Below are 14,579 nucleotides of genomic sequence, written 5' to 3'. Positions count from 1 at the left end.
GGATATATGGCTTCCAGATTACATGCCCACATCGGCACCTTTAGACAACTCGAAATTCTGCTAGCTTTGCATGAAGGAGGCACTGTTAAAGCGGCATCCGAAAAGCTGTATTTAACCCAACCAACAGTTTCAATGCAGCTTAAAAAACTAGCCGAAGCCATCGGCCTCCCTCTGTATCAACAAGTAGGAAAACAGCTGAAATTTACCGATGCTGGTTTGGCAACGGTCTCTACGGCAAAGAAAATATTGCAAAGTTGCGAAGAGTTAGACATGCACCTTGCCAATTTACGCGGGCTCAAAGCGGGCACACTCAGGTTGTCCAGTGCAAGCACGGCGAAATACTTTATCCCCCATTTGCTTGGGCCATTTTGCGAGCGCTATCCAGATATCGATATTCAGTTTACTGTTGCTAACAGACAACAAGTAATAGAGCGTCTTGAGCAAGGATTGGATGACTTTTATGTGTTTAGCCATTTACCAGAAGGGTTAGATTTGGAGGTGATTGAATTTATGTCCAATGATCTGGTTGCCATTGCACCTGCTTCTCACCCTTTTAGCCAACAAGAATGCGTATCATTAGAGGCGTTTTGCCAAGAAGATTTCTTGATCCGAGAGTCAGGCTCTGGGACCCGCTTTGCTACCGAAGCTTTTTTCAAAAACAAGGAGGTTACACCCAATATCAAAATGACCATAGCCAGTAATGAGGCCATTATCCACTCCGTGCTGTCACGTCTCGGGGTTTCCATACTCTCGTCGCATACCCTTGCATTTGGCGAGATACATGATGTCAATGTGGTCAATGTCGAGTCGTTACCCATTCGCTCCAAATGGTCTTTTTCTTGGACCAAGCGAAAAGCACTCTCTCCTATTGCCAGTGTGTTCCTCACTTATGTTGAAACCGAAGGCAGATCCATTATGCAAAATGCGATCAGGATTTAGTGAGCCTGTACAAAAAAAGCACACCGAACATGAAATATAACTGCTGTTATTAAGGTCTGTGTGACTGGCAACTTTAATTCGCTTGAGGGCTCTATTATGATAAATCCACTCAAATTGGCAACACTGTGCATAGTTATGGGCTTAACTGCTTGCGGCGGCAGTTCTTCTTCGTCTCCAACAAACTCAGCAGCCGCAACCACAGCGCCTACCACGAATACATCCACTGGCTCCACAACAACCACAACTCCAGCACCTGCCAATACAGTGACTTATGAACTGACATTTACTCGTACTTGGGAGCGAAGCAACTTCCCGACAAACTACCCTAACGGTACTCACTTTTCACCTGTTATCGGTCTCACGCACAATGAACAAGGGCGGATTTTTCAGCGTGAAACCTCTGCGAGCGCAGGGATTGCTAGCATGGCTGAAACCGGCTCAAAGACGCTGCTCAAAAATGAAATAAGCGATATACAAAACCTCGGTAACTCGAGTTACTTAATTGATGAAGCGGGTATTTCCGGTAACAGCAAAAGTGTTTCAATGACATTTGAAGCAAGCCAATCTTTCCCTTATCTGAGTGTGGTTTCTATGGTTGCCCCAAGCCCTGATTGGTTTATTGGCATCGATAGCCTGTTACTTTTTAATGATAACCAGTGGGTAGATGAACAAACTATCCAACTTAAAGTGTACGATGCAGGCAGTGACAGTGGCACGACATTTAGCGCCGCTGATTCGCCCACAGATCCACAAGCTACCATCACTTTACTCAGCAGTGAACGCGCTGACACAGACTTTACAAATGGCGTTCACTTTACAAGTGGAGAAAATATTGGATTTATCAAGATAACCTTAATGCAGTAGGATCATGTGATGGCCACGGTTAATAAACAGTGGCTATAATTTATACGCTTGCTAGCAAGTCATGCAATAAGGCTCTGAGCCACACATTTTTGTCATCCCCCTCTTTGCGGTTAAACCACAACATCGCAATCGCGAAATCGGGCACCAAAACGGGGGGTTCAAAATGATGTAATTGACTGTTTTTAAAAGCGATATCAGCCATTTTTTTAGGCACTATGGCAAGTAATTTTCGGCCTTGTAATAAACTCTGGATAGTCATAAAGTTGCGTGTAGCTACACCAACTCTACGCGTGAGTCCTGCCGCTTTTAACGTGTCGTCAACACCCGTTGTCAAATGTCCATCGGGACTGACCAAGGCGTGTTCAACCTGTGCAAACTCCGCTGCTGACAGTTTTTCTTCACATGCAACATACCTTGGATCTGCGATACATACGTGACGTTCGGTGTAGAGATGATGAGCGCAAAAGGCTGGATCCGGTTGAGCGATACTGCCGATAACAATATCCAATTTCTCTTGTTCTGCCAAAGCAACGTAATTACTTCGATTCACATTGATAAAGCTAATTTGTGCCATTGGCGCCTGCTTACGGATGGCATCAAAAATCGCCGGAGCAAAGATAAACTCCGCATAATCGGTTAGCCCGATACGGCACACCCCCGTATACTCTGCCGGATTAAATGGCGCGCTCGTCAAAAGGTCACTACTTACACAATCCAGTAGTTTGGTAATTGTAGGCGCTAAAAGGTGGGCATGCTCAGTGGCCACCATTTTATGTCCTTGCCGTTCAAATAGCACATCATTAAACAGCGAGCGTAATCGTGACAGGCTATGACTCATTGCTGACTGACTCACACAACTTTTTTGGGCCGCAACACTCACACTTTGGTAACGATATAAATACGCAAAGGCCACCAATAAATTTAGATCTACGTTACGCCACTGTACGTCACTAAAACTCACTCATTCATCCCATATAATTCATAGAAATAATCAATACTATTAATTTGATTAATTATAATGCATTTTTTAACCTAATGGCATGAATCAAACTCGCATCCAAAAAAGCACTCGACATGTTTACCATATTTAAACTTTTTTTCTTGCTTGGCTGGGTTAGCTTTGGCGGACCCGCTGCGCATATTGGTTACTTTAGACAAACCTTTGTTGAAAAACTCAAATGGCTCGATGATCAAGAGTACGGCCAAATAGTTGCTCTCAGCCAATTTTTACCAGGTCCGGGGTCAAGCCAAGTTGGCTTTGCTCTTGGTTATAAACGAGGAGGCTTGCCCGGCGCTTTGGCTGCCTTTTTAGGGTTCACACTGCCGTCGATATTGATCATGATTGGTTTAGCTGTGGTTGCCAGCCAAATCACCCAAAACGACCTCTTTCAGAGCATTGTACATGGCTTGAAGTTGCTTGCTGTAGTCGTAGTGGCCGACGCAGCATGGGGTATGTACAAAAACTTTTGCAAAAGCACCCTTACCGTTGGTTTGTGTATTTTAACAGCAACGATGTTACTCATCGCACCAAGCATCATAATGCAAATAGGGATCTTACTACTTGCAGCTATGATCGGTTCACGTTACTTGAAACAGACGCAGCCCAAACCAACAAGCCAAGCTTTTAAACCGAGTTACCCCCCGCTTTTCTTATTCGTAGCGCTGTTGATTGGTCTGCCTTTTGCCGCCCAGCTCATGCCCTCGGTCGCCCTGTTTAATGATTTTTATCAAGCAGGCAGCTTAGTATTTGGTGGTGGTCATGTTGTTCTGCCTCTATTGCAAAACATCGTAGGTGATCAACTCAGTCAAGATAGCTTTTTAACTGGCTATGCCGCCGCACAAGCTGTACCCGGCCCAATGTTTACCTTTGCAACATATATTGGCTATGAACTACTACCAAGCAACCCGATTGCAGGTTCTCTTATTGCAACATTCGCCGTGTTTTTACCTGGCTTTTTACTGCTGTTAGCGGTGCTAAAAAACTGGCAAACACTCGCTCAAAAGCCGCGTGTAGCAGGCGCTCTCATCGGCGTTAATGCTGCCGTGGTGGGACTGTTAATAGCCGCTTTATACCAGCCTGTGTTTATCAGCGCGGTCTTCACCGCTTATGATATTGCGCTAGTCCTAGTGGGCTTCTTCTTACTGAAACAACTCAAGCTCCCCATCATTTGGTTGGTATTAACTTTTATATTGGCCGGTATCGTGACTGGGCTTGTCTAACTAATCAAGCAGTAGACATGGATGTCTTCATTCGTATTTTCAGCTACTTTTTATTGTACTTAAAGGCCTAAAAAGGCTTGCAATTCAATTACAAACATGGAATTGTATATTTGATTCAAATAACAACATAAATAAGGAATATTTTATGAAAACAAAAATTAATAAAAAGCAACTTAAGAATTTGTCTCAACATAGCAAGGCGATTTCACCACATACCACAGCAATCATTGCAGGTGGTAGACAAGGTGATATGCCTTTGCCAACCAAACTCGCTTTTGCCTGCCCAGGTACTGCGGCATAACGCCATCAGCATAGCGAAGGAAATACACCTTCGCTACTTACCCGTTTTAACGCAGTCAAAACCAACCACAATCTCCCCTCCTACTGACACATACAAAAGCGACCTTTTTACTTCACAATTAGTTTCACATTGGGCTTTTAATTACTCCACAATACGCGTAGACTTGAATGATAACAATTATCATTCAAGTCTACGCGTATGTTTAAAGATTTTGCTACTCGAACCTGCCCATGCTGCAATAAACCACTTAAACTAACTGAACGTATTGCTTTGCTGAATCGTGAGCCGCTGACTTGTAAATATTGTACAAAGCTACTAAGACCCAATTTTAGTATTATGCTGATCAATGTTTTTTGGCTAAGTAGCAGCGTTTCTTGGCTGATAAAGACGCATACTGAATTGAACTATGCTTGGGCGCTATGCGCTGCTCTACTGGCTGTAAGTGTGTTATTGCCTGGGCTAGACTTGCTCTTCTCCTTAGAAGAAGAGCACTAACAAAGCTGGTTAACTCAATCAGGATAACCAAAGCAGTTTAATCACCGCCGCAATGGTTGTTAAACTTAATACAACACACAGTGCGTTAAATACCTTGTTTGCAGCAGCGCCTTTAACGTAATCACCTGCAATTTGCCACCCGGCAAGCATGCCATTCAAAGCAAAAATACTCACACACAGTGTAGACACCACTTTGAACCAAGTTGGCGCAAGAAAATCACGTAAACTCTGATGATCAGTAACAGGCGCACTGAACAGCAATACAAGTAACATAATGCTGTATGCGACGATCAATGCATTGCCAATACGCTGTAATACCCACTGTTTTGTTCCCGAGCGTGCAACTCCTGTTATAACCATATCCAAACTCCAATTACGATACTCAATACGATCCCCAGACCAATAGCAACCCGAGAAATCATGCAACCGCTGGCAAGTTCCTCGAAGTAGCCAAACTCTTGTACAATATGCTTAATAGTACCCAAGCAGTAATAGCCCAAAGCAGTCAACAGACCCCAAACAATAAACTGGATCAAAAAGTTTTCGGTAAACAAAGAAGTCAATGTACTAAAGTTATGCGTCGATTGAATTGCGAAGATAAGCAGTGGCAATAAAACAACCAATGCCGCCCAAACAATTACGCCGCTGACACGGTGTAAAATTGACGCGTACGCCGTGATAGGTAACGCCATTGTCTGAATTGCCAGATTCGTAGGCCGTTCTCTTTTCATATTAAATACCCAAGTGCAAATGTACACAAATGCTAACGCAAATCATTACTAGTTACAAACATGATGAGATTTTATCTTTCAAAGATGAGAGTGCTATGAAGAGCTGAGGGCTAATTAACGTGTGTATGCTGGATTCATATAATGTTGATTATAACTAGTATGATAGCCATAACAGGAGTGAGACAACACACATAAACAGGGCTTCGTGAGTTACTGAGGATAGATGTCTATCCTCACAGAGGCCATCAATGTGTTTTTTTCGGTCCAGTACGCACCAACTCTTTACCGTTCTCAAATACGTCTTGGGTAACCCAGCGCCCTAGTAGCAGTTGATGTTTGTCGTCAAGTACTGCGACGAATGGACGACCATTGCTATTGTGGGTTGCCAGTGCAATTCCCGCCACGTTTTCAAGGCCTAATCCGCCGTTTTCCACTAGCAGTAAAAATGCTTCTAATTCAGCTAAACTGCTGATTTCTTCTTGATCGTTGATCATGGTTTTTAACTCTCTACAGACTTATTTCACTCTATTTTGAGATGAACTGAGCTCAAAATAAACATTAATGGCTCTATTATATCTCGCAATCCTATTGCCAGCTACGTGCTCTACAATATTGCAACAATGACGTATAGGGATTGCCGCACAGCCCCCTCTTGCCGTACACTCTTGGTCATTAATGCATTTATTTTTTTGAGGTATCAATGGCTGAACCTGACAACAAACCCTCTGGCTTCTTTAGCCAGATGCTTTTTAATATTATTCTTCCAGTGATTATTTTGACGCGCTTTTCTGGAGAAGAGCACTTGGGGCCTTCTCTTGGAGTCGTAGTCGCACTGGCATTCCCTGTTGGATTTGGCCTTTGGGAACGCCAAAAAACGGGTAAATTTAACTTTATTTCCGCCCTTGGTATTGTCTCAGTTTTATTGACAGGCGGGATTAGCTTACTCGAGTTAGACGCCAAGTATATTGCCATTAAAGAAGCCTTGATCCCCGGAGTGATAGGGGTTGCAATTGTGGTCAGTCAGTATACCAAGTACCCGTTGCTTAAAACCATGCTGTTTAATGAGAACGTCATGGACATTCCAAAAATTGATTCTGCACTAAAAGAAAAAGGCAATTTAGACAAGTTACCCAAAGTGCAAATTGTTGCGTCTAATATCCTTGCAGGGTCTTTTTTCTTGTCATCCGTACTAAATTATGTGCTGGCAAAAATGATTGTCGTTAGCCCGGCAGGCACCGAAGCATATAATAATGAATTAGGCCGTATGACAGCATTGAGCTATCCGGTTATTGTATTGCCCACTATGGTGATCTTTTTTGTGGCGTTGTATTACCTAATTAACTCGCTGAAAAAGCTCACAGGGTTAAAAATGGAAGAGATGTTTATTGAACAATAACGCAATGCATTTCACGACATAAAAAAATGGGGCCTTTGGCCCCATTTTATTTGCATAACTATCGGTTTTTAGGCAATCGAGTTAAGTCTAACTTAAGAATTTTAGAGCGCCTTTGGTAGTTATAAAGTGACTTCTTCTTTGCTGGTAAGTCCTCTATTCCCGCACAATCAAAACCTTGCTCTAAAAACCAATGAATACTACGAGTTGTCAGTGCAAACAAAGCCTTATAGCCTTGCCGACGCGCTTTATTAATGACAGTACGCAGTAAAAAACTGCCCCGATCGGCATCCCGGTATTGTGGGTGTACAGCAAGGCTTGCAAATTCACCGACCTGATCCTCCGAAAATGGGTAAAACGCAGCGCACGCAATAATCACTCCATCACGCTCTATCACAGTAAATTGCTCTATTTCCATCTCTAACTGCTCACGAGAGCGCCTGACTAGATAGCCTTGTTCTTCTAGAGGGCGAATTAAATTGAGCACACCATTGATATCGGCGATACTTGCGCTGCGCAGTTGCTCGGAGCTTTGAGGTGCAATTTGAGTACCGATCCCATCGAGTGAAAAGAGCTCTTGCAACAAGGCGCCATCTTCTCTATAACTGACCAAATGACAGCGGTGTACTCCGCCACGGCATGCTTCAATTGAGGCCTGTAAAAACACGGCTGCACTTTTACAAGGTGCATTACAAGTTTCTCCGCGGGCCAATAGCAGCTCAGCTTCATTGGGCATTAGCTCAGCAATGGCTTCTCCGTGTTCATCCAAGATACCGGCTTCATGGCAAAAACCAAGCATCTTATCTGCATCTAAGCGCAGTGCGACTTGCGTTGCAATTTCCTCGGCAGTTAAATTAAAACTCTCGCCTGTCACCGAAGCCGAAATAGGACCGAGTAAGACAATGCTGTTATTATCAAGTTGGTGACGAATACCCTCTACATCAACACGTCGCACACGACCAGAGTGGTGATAATCCACCCCTTCATCAATTCCTATCGGTTGTGCAATTACAAAATTCCCGCTCACCACATTGAGTGATGTTCCCGACATAGGTGTGCTACTTAGAGACATTGATAACATGGCTGTTATATCAAGCTGCATAGCCCCACTCACTTGCTTGATAATGTGGAGAGAATCTCCATCAGTGACCCGAATATGATTGTGAAATTTACTGTGAAGACCCGCATTGGACAACGCATTATCAAACTGCGGTCTAGCACCAAATACCAACACAATTTTAATACCAAGACTGGTCAGCAACGCCACATCGTTAATAATGCTGCGATATCCAGGTTGATCAACCGCTTCACCACCAAGCATCACAACAAAAGTTTTCCCTCGGTGAGCGTTCACATAAGGGGTTGATTGACGAAAACCATCTACGAGTTCGGTCGTACGCACGAGCATTTACCTTTTAAAAGTGCCAATAATTGAATTTATCAAAACGAACCCCCATCATAGAGAATTAAAATTCAAAATTAAAGAATTTTTATTCTTTAATTTTGAATTTTAATTCTCCGTAAACGTCAGGAAAAACAATGAAGCAAAAACAAAAAAACCTATAAAACAAAGTGATGAATAAAAACCCCAGTCTAACCAAGCGTTTGACACCTTAAAAATAAAATACTTAACACAACAGAAAATTAATTATTATTCACTATCAAGCATCATCTTTTTCACGCTAAATAACTCCGAACTACATATTTTCCCACATTTTTTAATTGCTTTAGCAGGCTTCTATGGCTATTATCTCGCCGCACTATCAACTAACTGTAGAGGAGAAAAATTCATGACAAACACACATTTATCCTTTGCAGGTCTCATCCGCTAAGTAGCTGAAAGCAAACTCAACTCCTGATATAGCTTCCTTTTAAGTTACCCACAGTCACTTATTGTGAAATATGGCCTGCCAATACGTTTTCCGTTTTAATTCCTATATAAAGGTATTGGTATTATGGGCAACTGCGTCCAAAAACTTACTGAAAATACAGCCCTTATTGCATCTAAAGATACATGGATTGAAGGGCTTGCTGTACAACAGCTGATAAAAACATCTGAACTTGAAAATATGCACCGTGTTGCAGGTATGCCGGACTTACACCCAGGTAGAGGCTACCCAATTGGTGCGGCCTTTTTTACCACTGGCAAGATATACCCAGCATTGATAGGCAATGACATTGGCTGTGGTATGTCGTTATGGCAAACATCTGCAAAAATCTCGAAGCTCAATTTAGATAAACTGGCAAAGAAGTTTAACCATGTAGAACAGCCCCTTGATGACAGCTGGCATACGTTCATTGAATCACGTAAAAATGAAAAAAGCATTACGACAAATAGCTATGATCACGCTCTTGGCACCATCGGTGGAGGCAACCATTTTGCCGAGTTTCAAGCCATAGACCAAGTCTATGATCAAGCCGCACTGGATGCCTTGGGTATAGACAAAAAGCACCTTCAGTTATTGGTACACTCAGGTTCTCGTGGGTTGGGCCAATCTATTTTAGTCAAACACATCACCAAACATAACCACAGCGGTTTGAACGTCAATGATATCGACTTTGCTTCTTATATCGCGGCACACAACGAAGCACTAAGGTGGGCTGAGCTTAATCGAGAATTGATCGCTTTGCGATTTTTAGCGGCGATAAGATCCGATGGTCACTGCATATTAGATATCAACCACAATTTAGTATCACCGCAAAAAATTGACGATACCCAAGGCTGGTTGCATCGCAAAGGTGCAACACCAAGTGACCAAGGCTACGTAGTTATTCCGGGTTCTCGAGGAGATTATAGTTACTTGGTTAAGCCGTATGCTGTACCAAATGAACACACATTAGCTAGTTTATTTTCTCTCGCCCATGGTGCAGGAAGAAAGTGGCAGCGCGGCGCGTGTCAAAGCAGACTCAGTCACAAATATAAACGCGAAGATCTATATCGAACAGAACTGGGGAGTCGCGTGATATGTGGTAACAAAGAGCTGCTTTACGATGAAGCACCTCAAGCTTATAAAAAATGCGAATCCATCATCACAGATCTCGTTGAAGCAAGGTTAATCAATGTCGTCGCAAAGTTACGCCCAGTCCTAACCTTTAAGACCAATGGGAGCTGCGCAGAGTGATCTTGTTACAACTATCTTCAGGGCTAGGTCCTCTCGAATGCTGCAAAGCTGTGGCGCTTGCTTTTGTTCAATTGCAAAAAGAAAGTAAGAAGCGGGGTATTTGTTGTGATGTAGTAGAGCTTATACCGGCCTCAAAAGTCGGCTGCTATAAGTCAGTTGTCGTCAAACTATCATCACCCAATCAAGAGGTCACACAGCAATTTGCACTCAGTTGGCAAGGCGCTTTATTGTGGACCTGTGAAAGCCAGTTCAGACCAATGCAAAAACGCAAAAACTGGTTTTTTAGCGGGCGAGTCTATCAAGTAAACGAACGCCAAGTTGACAGTGAAATTACATTTCAGGCATGTCGCGCCAGTGGTGCTGGCGGTCAACATGTCAATAAAACAGACTCAGCAGTACGGGCAATCCATGTAAAGACAGGCCTCTCTGTTCGAGTTGAAAGTGAGCGTAGTCAACATGCAAATAAAAAACTTGCCAGTGCATTGCTACTACAAAAACTAGCCGCAAAGCAAGAAGCAGACATAAGCGTCCAGCAAAAGTCTCGTTGGCAACATCACCGAGAAGTAGAGCGAGGCAACCCAGTTAAAACGTTTAAAGGGGTTAACTTCGCCCCTGTTAGGAAGTGAAGCTAACTATGTTAGGTCCAACAAAGATAAACGTATTATTTATTTGTAGTCGCAACCAATGGCGAAGCCCTACTGGCGAGCAAGTGTGGAAAAACCACGCAAACCTCTCGGTGCGCTCAGCCGGTACTAGCCCTAAAGCAAAGCGCACAGTAAACAAAGGGGATATTCAATGGGCAGATATCATTTTTGTTATGGAAGAAAAGCATAAGTGCCGCTTGCGAGCTAAGTTTACACAACTCTTGCTGTATAAAAATATCCAGGTGCTTGATATACCAGATGATTACCATTTTATGGATGATGCATTGGTTGAAATACTCAAAGCAACTGTCGGCGCCTATTTAGCACTCCCCCTGTAACTAACAACACAACTTTCAAGTAAAAACGCACCTACATACCTTAAATGTCGCCTTCTACCTCTTAGCTCATAGCGATGAGAGAAGGCGCTTTTTACTAATGGCGCTATGATAAATAGGCCCTTACCGCCCTAATTACTACGGCTTATATAGCTGAAAAGTATCTTCATTGACCTCTTGTGGCAAATTCGCAGACTCTAACAATGTTGCCAGTTAGTTTGCATTTAATACGTTTACGTGAAGCACACAAATGAACAGTTGATGGAAAAATGTCTTACAGCTGCCATTCAAATGTTATTTATTTTGTTTAAGGAGCCTTACATTTACCTCAGCATAGAAGTATAAGTTTAAAAAACAATGGATTAAATCTGCACCTCAAAAAACCATTGGCGGACAGACTCATAGTAGAGTCGCTTTTTGCAAGATAGCCTCTATTACAAAAAACAGCATAAATTTAATATCTTTCATATTAATCGCGTCCGATTTCCACCCCACTAAAGCGAGTGAATTTTAATCAACTGAAAATTCACACAATACCATTGACTCAAAGTGTAAAGCACTATTACTTTATTTACCTGTGAGCAATTTTTGTTCACTTTAAATGTGATAAAGGAAATTAGATGAATAAAAAAATGACAATGGCAGTCATGGGACTGGCTATGGGACTAGGAACTTCCCTTGCAGTTTTTGCAAGTAATGGGTACACGCACGGCTGTAACTGGCAATCGCACGGTACACTAGAAAACTACTGCGGTTTTCAAGCTTATGTTTGTCAGTGGGGTTATACACCGGGTTACGACTGTCGTACCATCAAAGCGCAATGTATGAGTGATTGCGGATAAGGCAACAAAGTTGGTAGGCTCTTTTACATAGAGTCTACTATTTTTTTCTCGCATTGTCGTTGCCATACTGAACCTGCAATATGGCTTTGTATATCTTCTTGATGAATTCATATCTAATGTGCCTGCGCACTTTACTGTAACTTTCCCAAAAGACACAGTTAAAAAGCAGAATAGATAAGCTGTAGCTACAAAGTTGATAAATTCAACGTCTGACTCAATCATTAAAATATAAAATTATTAATGTAGATAGGTTTTAAATCCTATATTTTTCAATCTAGAACAGTAAATCCCGCAGCGCACAAGGCAGGTTGAATTTTAATCAATTCAAAATTCACACTATTTATTGACTCATTCCACCAAGCGCGATTACATATTTAGCGGTGAGTAATTTTTACTCGCTGTTAAAATGATAAAGGAAATACAATGAATAAAAAAATAGCAATGGCCGTCATGGGGATCGCCATGGGACTAGGTACTTCTCTTGCTGTCTCTGCAAGCAATGGTTATACACATGGCTGTAACTGGCAGAGCTTTGGCACATTAGAAAACTACTGCGGGTACCAGTTTTATGTGTGTCAGTGGGGCGGAACACCTGGATATAACTGCCGCACGATTAAAGCACAATGTATGCGCGACTGTGCATAATTAATCACCCTGAGCGATAGTACCTGCTATCGCTCATTTTAACCCCGTGAGTAGAACAATGAATATAATAAAGTATCTGGTTATTTTTGCTCTTGCCCTCGGCCTAGGTTGGCTTGGTGGAGGCTATGGTATGCAGGCAATCCAAAGCTTGTTTGCAAGCCAGCAAATTGAAAAAGGGGACTATAGCTCATACGGTGTAAATTCAACGACACCCATTAAGATATATACCACCCAATGGTGCCCTTTTTGTAAAAAAACAGCACAATATTTAGAACAACGTAATATTGCCTTCGTAAAAGTGGATATTGAGCAAGATGCCGAAGCACTTAAAGAGTTTGAGGCATTAGGTGGTGAAGTGTTACCCCTAATTTTGGTATCTGATGGCTTGATCCGAGGCTTTAACCAAGCCGCACTAGAAACACAATTAAAGAGCCACCAGCTGCTCTAGCCCTAACGCGAAGGGTCAGCGAGCTTCAACACTAGGCCCTTTTTGCATCACCAATCAAACATACTACTTAGCACCACTTTCGCAATTACTTGAAGCTACTCTGGCATTATATTTTCTCAGGTTTCAAGCCGCGATTGAATAGTGCACAGAACTAGGCCCCACAATGCAAAGTCATTCACATTCGCGCGCTAAGTGCAATTGCGAAGGGATCTGCTCTATACACTTAATTACACTTACTTACATTCTAGAGCGGTGCCAAATGCCATAGTTGACACAAGTTATTTGCGCAGCTCAAAGCAACTCACAGACGCAATAATACAAGGATTTTAAATTAATCGGACTTAACACAATGCAACAAAACTCACGTTTTTACTTCATTGATAATTTACGCAGTATGGCTCTATTACTTGGAATTATTTTCCATGCAGCGATTGCCTACGGACCTTATTTTAAAAATATATGGTTTAGCGCAGATCCCAATACCAGTGTATTTTTCAACTACCTCGCAAACTGGCTACATTTGTTTAGGATGCCATTATTTTTTTTAATTGCAGGTTTTTGTAGTGCACTTCTAATTGCTCGAAAAAATGAGCAATCCTTTATCACATTGCGATTTAAACGCGTCTTAATTCCTTTTCTTGTTTTCTATCCAATCATCATTGCTATATTTCTTCATATCTTCATGTGGGGCACAGAGGTCGCGAACCCCGTTCCGGCACTTTTTGGAGTCATTCAAGCTATTGAGAACCCACAGATCAGCACCATACATTTGTGGTTTTTATGGGTCCTAATGCAGCTTTGCATACTTCATTGGTGTTTAACTCGCTTTTCTAGCATTTACAAATATCTGTTGAAAGTAACGACAAACCCACTTGTTTTGTTGCTCGCACTCGTAGTTTGTAGCTTTATATCGCTTTTAGCACAACCTGTCCCTTTCCACGCCCCAGACAAGCTGTATCCGCAATTTTGGGCATGGGGCTTTTATGGTGCTTTTTACTTTGCAGGCGCTATTTTATATAACAATCTACAGGTGATCGCCCGAGGAGTTAAAAGCACTTTGGTTATCGCTGGTGTAGCGACTGTATCACTTGGGTACTACTTCCTATTGCTACCCGCATCACCAACTCTCACACAAGTAATTGAAGCCGCACAACAGGGCTACTTTGCGCCATCAGGTGCGCAGCACTCGCTGCTAGTGGCAATTCAAGCGATTGCAATTGTCAGCTGGACCGCATTGGCGCTTATTCTTGGTTACAACTATTTAAACAAAGAGAGTAAAGTCAGTCGTTACATATCAGAATCATCGTACTGGGTATATCTAGTGCATGTGCCAATTTTGCTTTATATGCAGCTTCCACTTACCAATATTGATTTACCTGCTGCAGTTAAGTTTATTCTCAGTGTGAGCGGCACTTTGGTTATCTCACTGGTTAGCTATCATTATTTGATCAGAGGACGCTTTATAGGTCATTTATTAAATGGAAAAAAGCCCACGTCACCTCTTTCTCCAAAAAGCGAAAATAACGCGCTAGCAAAATAGTCTCATTGAACGGGGGCAGAGTCCCCCACTTTGTGCGGTGTTGAAAAGGCAAAGCCAACG

General features: G+C 42.4%; 17 protein-coding genes. 12 read left to right on the top strand and 5 right to left on the bottom strand.

Annotated features, from left to right (window positions below):
- Window positions 1-6: 6 nt before the first annotated feature.
- Window positions 7-939, top strand: coding sequence for a LysR family transcriptional regulator (locus QNM18_RS12060; protein WP_284137364.1), 933 nt, complete (start codon window positions 7-9; stop codon window positions 937-939).
- Between the two features lie 96 nt (window positions 940-1,035).
- Complete coding sequence (locus tag QNM18_RS12055; RefSeq protein WP_284137363.1) at window positions 1,036-1,803, top strand: spondin domain-containing protein; 768 nt, start codon at window positions 1,036-1,038, stop codon at window positions 1,801-1,803.
- Window positions 1,804-1,843: 40 nt separating this feature from the next.
- Here the strand turns inward: QNM18_RS12055 and QNM18_RS12050 are convergent, their stop codons facing one another.
- Window positions 1,844-2,764 (bottom strand): LysR family transcriptional regulator, encoded by a 921-nt coding sequence (locus QNM18_RS12050; protein WP_284137362.1) that lies wholly within the window; start codon window positions 2,762-2,764, stop codon window positions 1,844-1,846.
- Window positions 2,765-2,877: 113 nt separating this feature from the next.
- Between QNM18_RS12050 and chrA the strand changes: the two genes are divergently transcribed.
- A complete protein-coding gene (gene chrA / locus QNM18_RS12045; protein ID WP_284137361.1) occupies window positions 2,878-4,023 on the top strand; it encodes a chromate efflux transporter in 1,146 nt (381 codons plus the stop codon).
- 145 nt (window positions 4,024-4,168) lie between these two features.
- Window positions 4,169-4,324 carry a hypothetical protein gene (locus tag QNM18_RS12040; RefSeq protein WP_211011340.1) on the top strand — a complete coding sequence of 52 codons (156 nt, stop codon included), beginning with the start codon at window positions 4,169-4,171 and terminating at the stop codon, window positions 4,322-4,324.
- 513 nt (window positions 4,325-4,837) lie between these two features.
- Here QNM18_RS12040 and sdhD read toward each other — a convergent pair.
- The 3 genes from sdhD to QNM18_RS12025 all read right to left on the bottom strand — a co-directional run bounded on the left by sdhD (window position 4,838) and on the right by QNM18_RS12025 (window position 6,044).
- Window positions 4,838-5,179, bottom strand: a complete 342-nt coding sequence (gene sdhD / locus QNM18_RS12035) for a succinate dehydrogenase, hydrophobic membrane anchor protein (RefSeq protein ID WP_211011341.1) — start codon at window positions 5,177-5,179, stop codon at window positions 4,838-4,840.
- On the bottom strand, window positions 5,170-5,550 hold the full coding sequence (gene sdhC, locus QNM18_RS12030; RefSeq protein ID WP_211011342.1) for a succinate dehydrogenase, cytochrome b556 subunit: 381 nt from the start codon (window positions 5,548-5,550) through the stop codon (window positions 5,170-5,172). The genes sdhD and sdhC overlap by 10 nt, the downstream gene beginning before the upstream one ends.
- A 245-nt stretch (window positions 5,551-5,795) precedes the next feature.
- Window positions 5,796-6,044 (bottom strand): hypothetical protein, encoded by a 249-nt coding sequence (locus QNM18_RS12025; RefSeq protein WP_211011343.1) that lies wholly within the window; start codon window positions 6,042-6,044, stop codon window positions 5,796-5,798.
- A 206-nt stretch (window positions 6,045-6,250) separates the two neighbouring features.
- On the opposite strand from QNM18_RS12025, the gene QNM18_RS12020 reads away from it, so the two are divergent.
- Window positions 6,251-6,946, top strand: a complete 696-nt coding sequence (locus QNM18_RS12020) for a VC0807 family protein (protein WP_023399642.1) — start codon at window positions 6,251-6,253, stop codon at window positions 6,944-6,946.
- Window positions 6,947-7,004: 58 nt separating this feature from the next.
- Here the strand turns inward: QNM18_RS12020 and argA are convergent, their stop codons facing one another.
- Window positions 7,005-8,345, bottom strand: coding sequence for an amino-acid N-acetyltransferase (argA, locus tag QNM18_RS12015; protein WP_284137360.1), 1,341 nt, complete (start codon window positions 8,343-8,345; stop codon window positions 7,005-7,007).
- A gap of 553 nt (window positions 8,346-8,898) precedes the next feature.
- Between argA and QNM18_RS12010 the strand changes: the two genes are divergently transcribed.
- From QNM18_RS12010 to QNM18_RS11980, 7 genes are all read left to right on the top strand, one after another.
- Window positions 8,899-10,065 carry an RNA ligase RtcB family protein gene (locus QNM18_RS12010; protein WP_211011345.1) on the top strand — a complete coding sequence of 389 codons (1,167 nt, stop codon included), beginning with the start codon at window positions 8,899-8,901 and terminating at the stop codon, window positions 10,063-10,065.
- The gene (gene prfH / locus QNM18_RS12005) at window positions 10,062-10,691 is read left to right on the top strand and encodes a peptide chain release factor H (protein WP_284137359.1); all 630 of its coding nucleotides are present in this window, start codon (window positions 10,062-10,064) and stop codon (window positions 10,689-10,691) included. The genes QNM18_RS12010 and prfH overlap by 4 nt, the downstream gene beginning before the upstream one ends.
- An 8-nt stretch (window positions 10,692-10,699) precedes the next feature.
- Window positions 10,700-11,047 carry a low molecular weight protein tyrosine phosphatase family protein gene (locus QNM18_RS12000; RefSeq protein ID WP_284137358.1) on the top strand — a complete coding sequence of 116 codons (348 nt, stop codon included), beginning with the start codon at window positions 10,700-10,702 and terminating at the stop codon, window positions 11,045-11,047.
- 617 nt (window positions 11,048-11,664) lie between these two features.
- Entirely contained in the window at window positions 11,665-11,886 is a 222-nt protein-coding gene (locus QNM18_RS11995) for a hypothetical protein (protein ID WP_211011348.1), read from the top strand.
- Between the two features lie 423 nt (window positions 11,887-12,309).
- Window positions 12,310-12,531 (top strand): hypothetical protein, encoded by a 222-nt coding sequence (locus QNM18_RS11990; RefSeq protein WP_211011349.1) that lies wholly within the window; start codon window positions 12,310-12,312, stop codon window positions 12,529-12,531.
- A 58-nt stretch (window positions 12,532-12,589) separates the two neighbouring features.
- On the top strand, window positions 12,590-12,979 hold the full coding sequence (locus QNM18_RS11985) for a glutaredoxin family protein (RefSeq protein ID WP_211011350.1): 390 nt from the start codon (window positions 12,590-12,592) through the stop codon (window positions 12,977-12,979).
- Between the two features lie 349 nt (window positions 12,980-13,328).
- Complete coding sequence (locus QNM18_RS11980) at window positions 13,329-14,519, top strand: acyltransferase family protein (RefSeq protein ID WP_284137357.1); 1,191 nt, start codon at window positions 13,329-13,331, stop codon at window positions 14,517-14,519.
- Window positions 14,520-14,579: the final 60 nt, after the last annotated feature.

Source organism: Pseudoalteromonas obscura, assembly GCF_030135505.1.
Classification (GTDB): Bacteria; Pseudomonadota; Gammaproteobacteria; order Enterobacterales; family Alteromonadaceae; genus Pseudoalteromonas; species Pseudoalteromonas obscura.
Note: the sequence above shows the minus strand (reverse complement) of the source record. Positions and strands in the feature narration are given on the sequence as shown.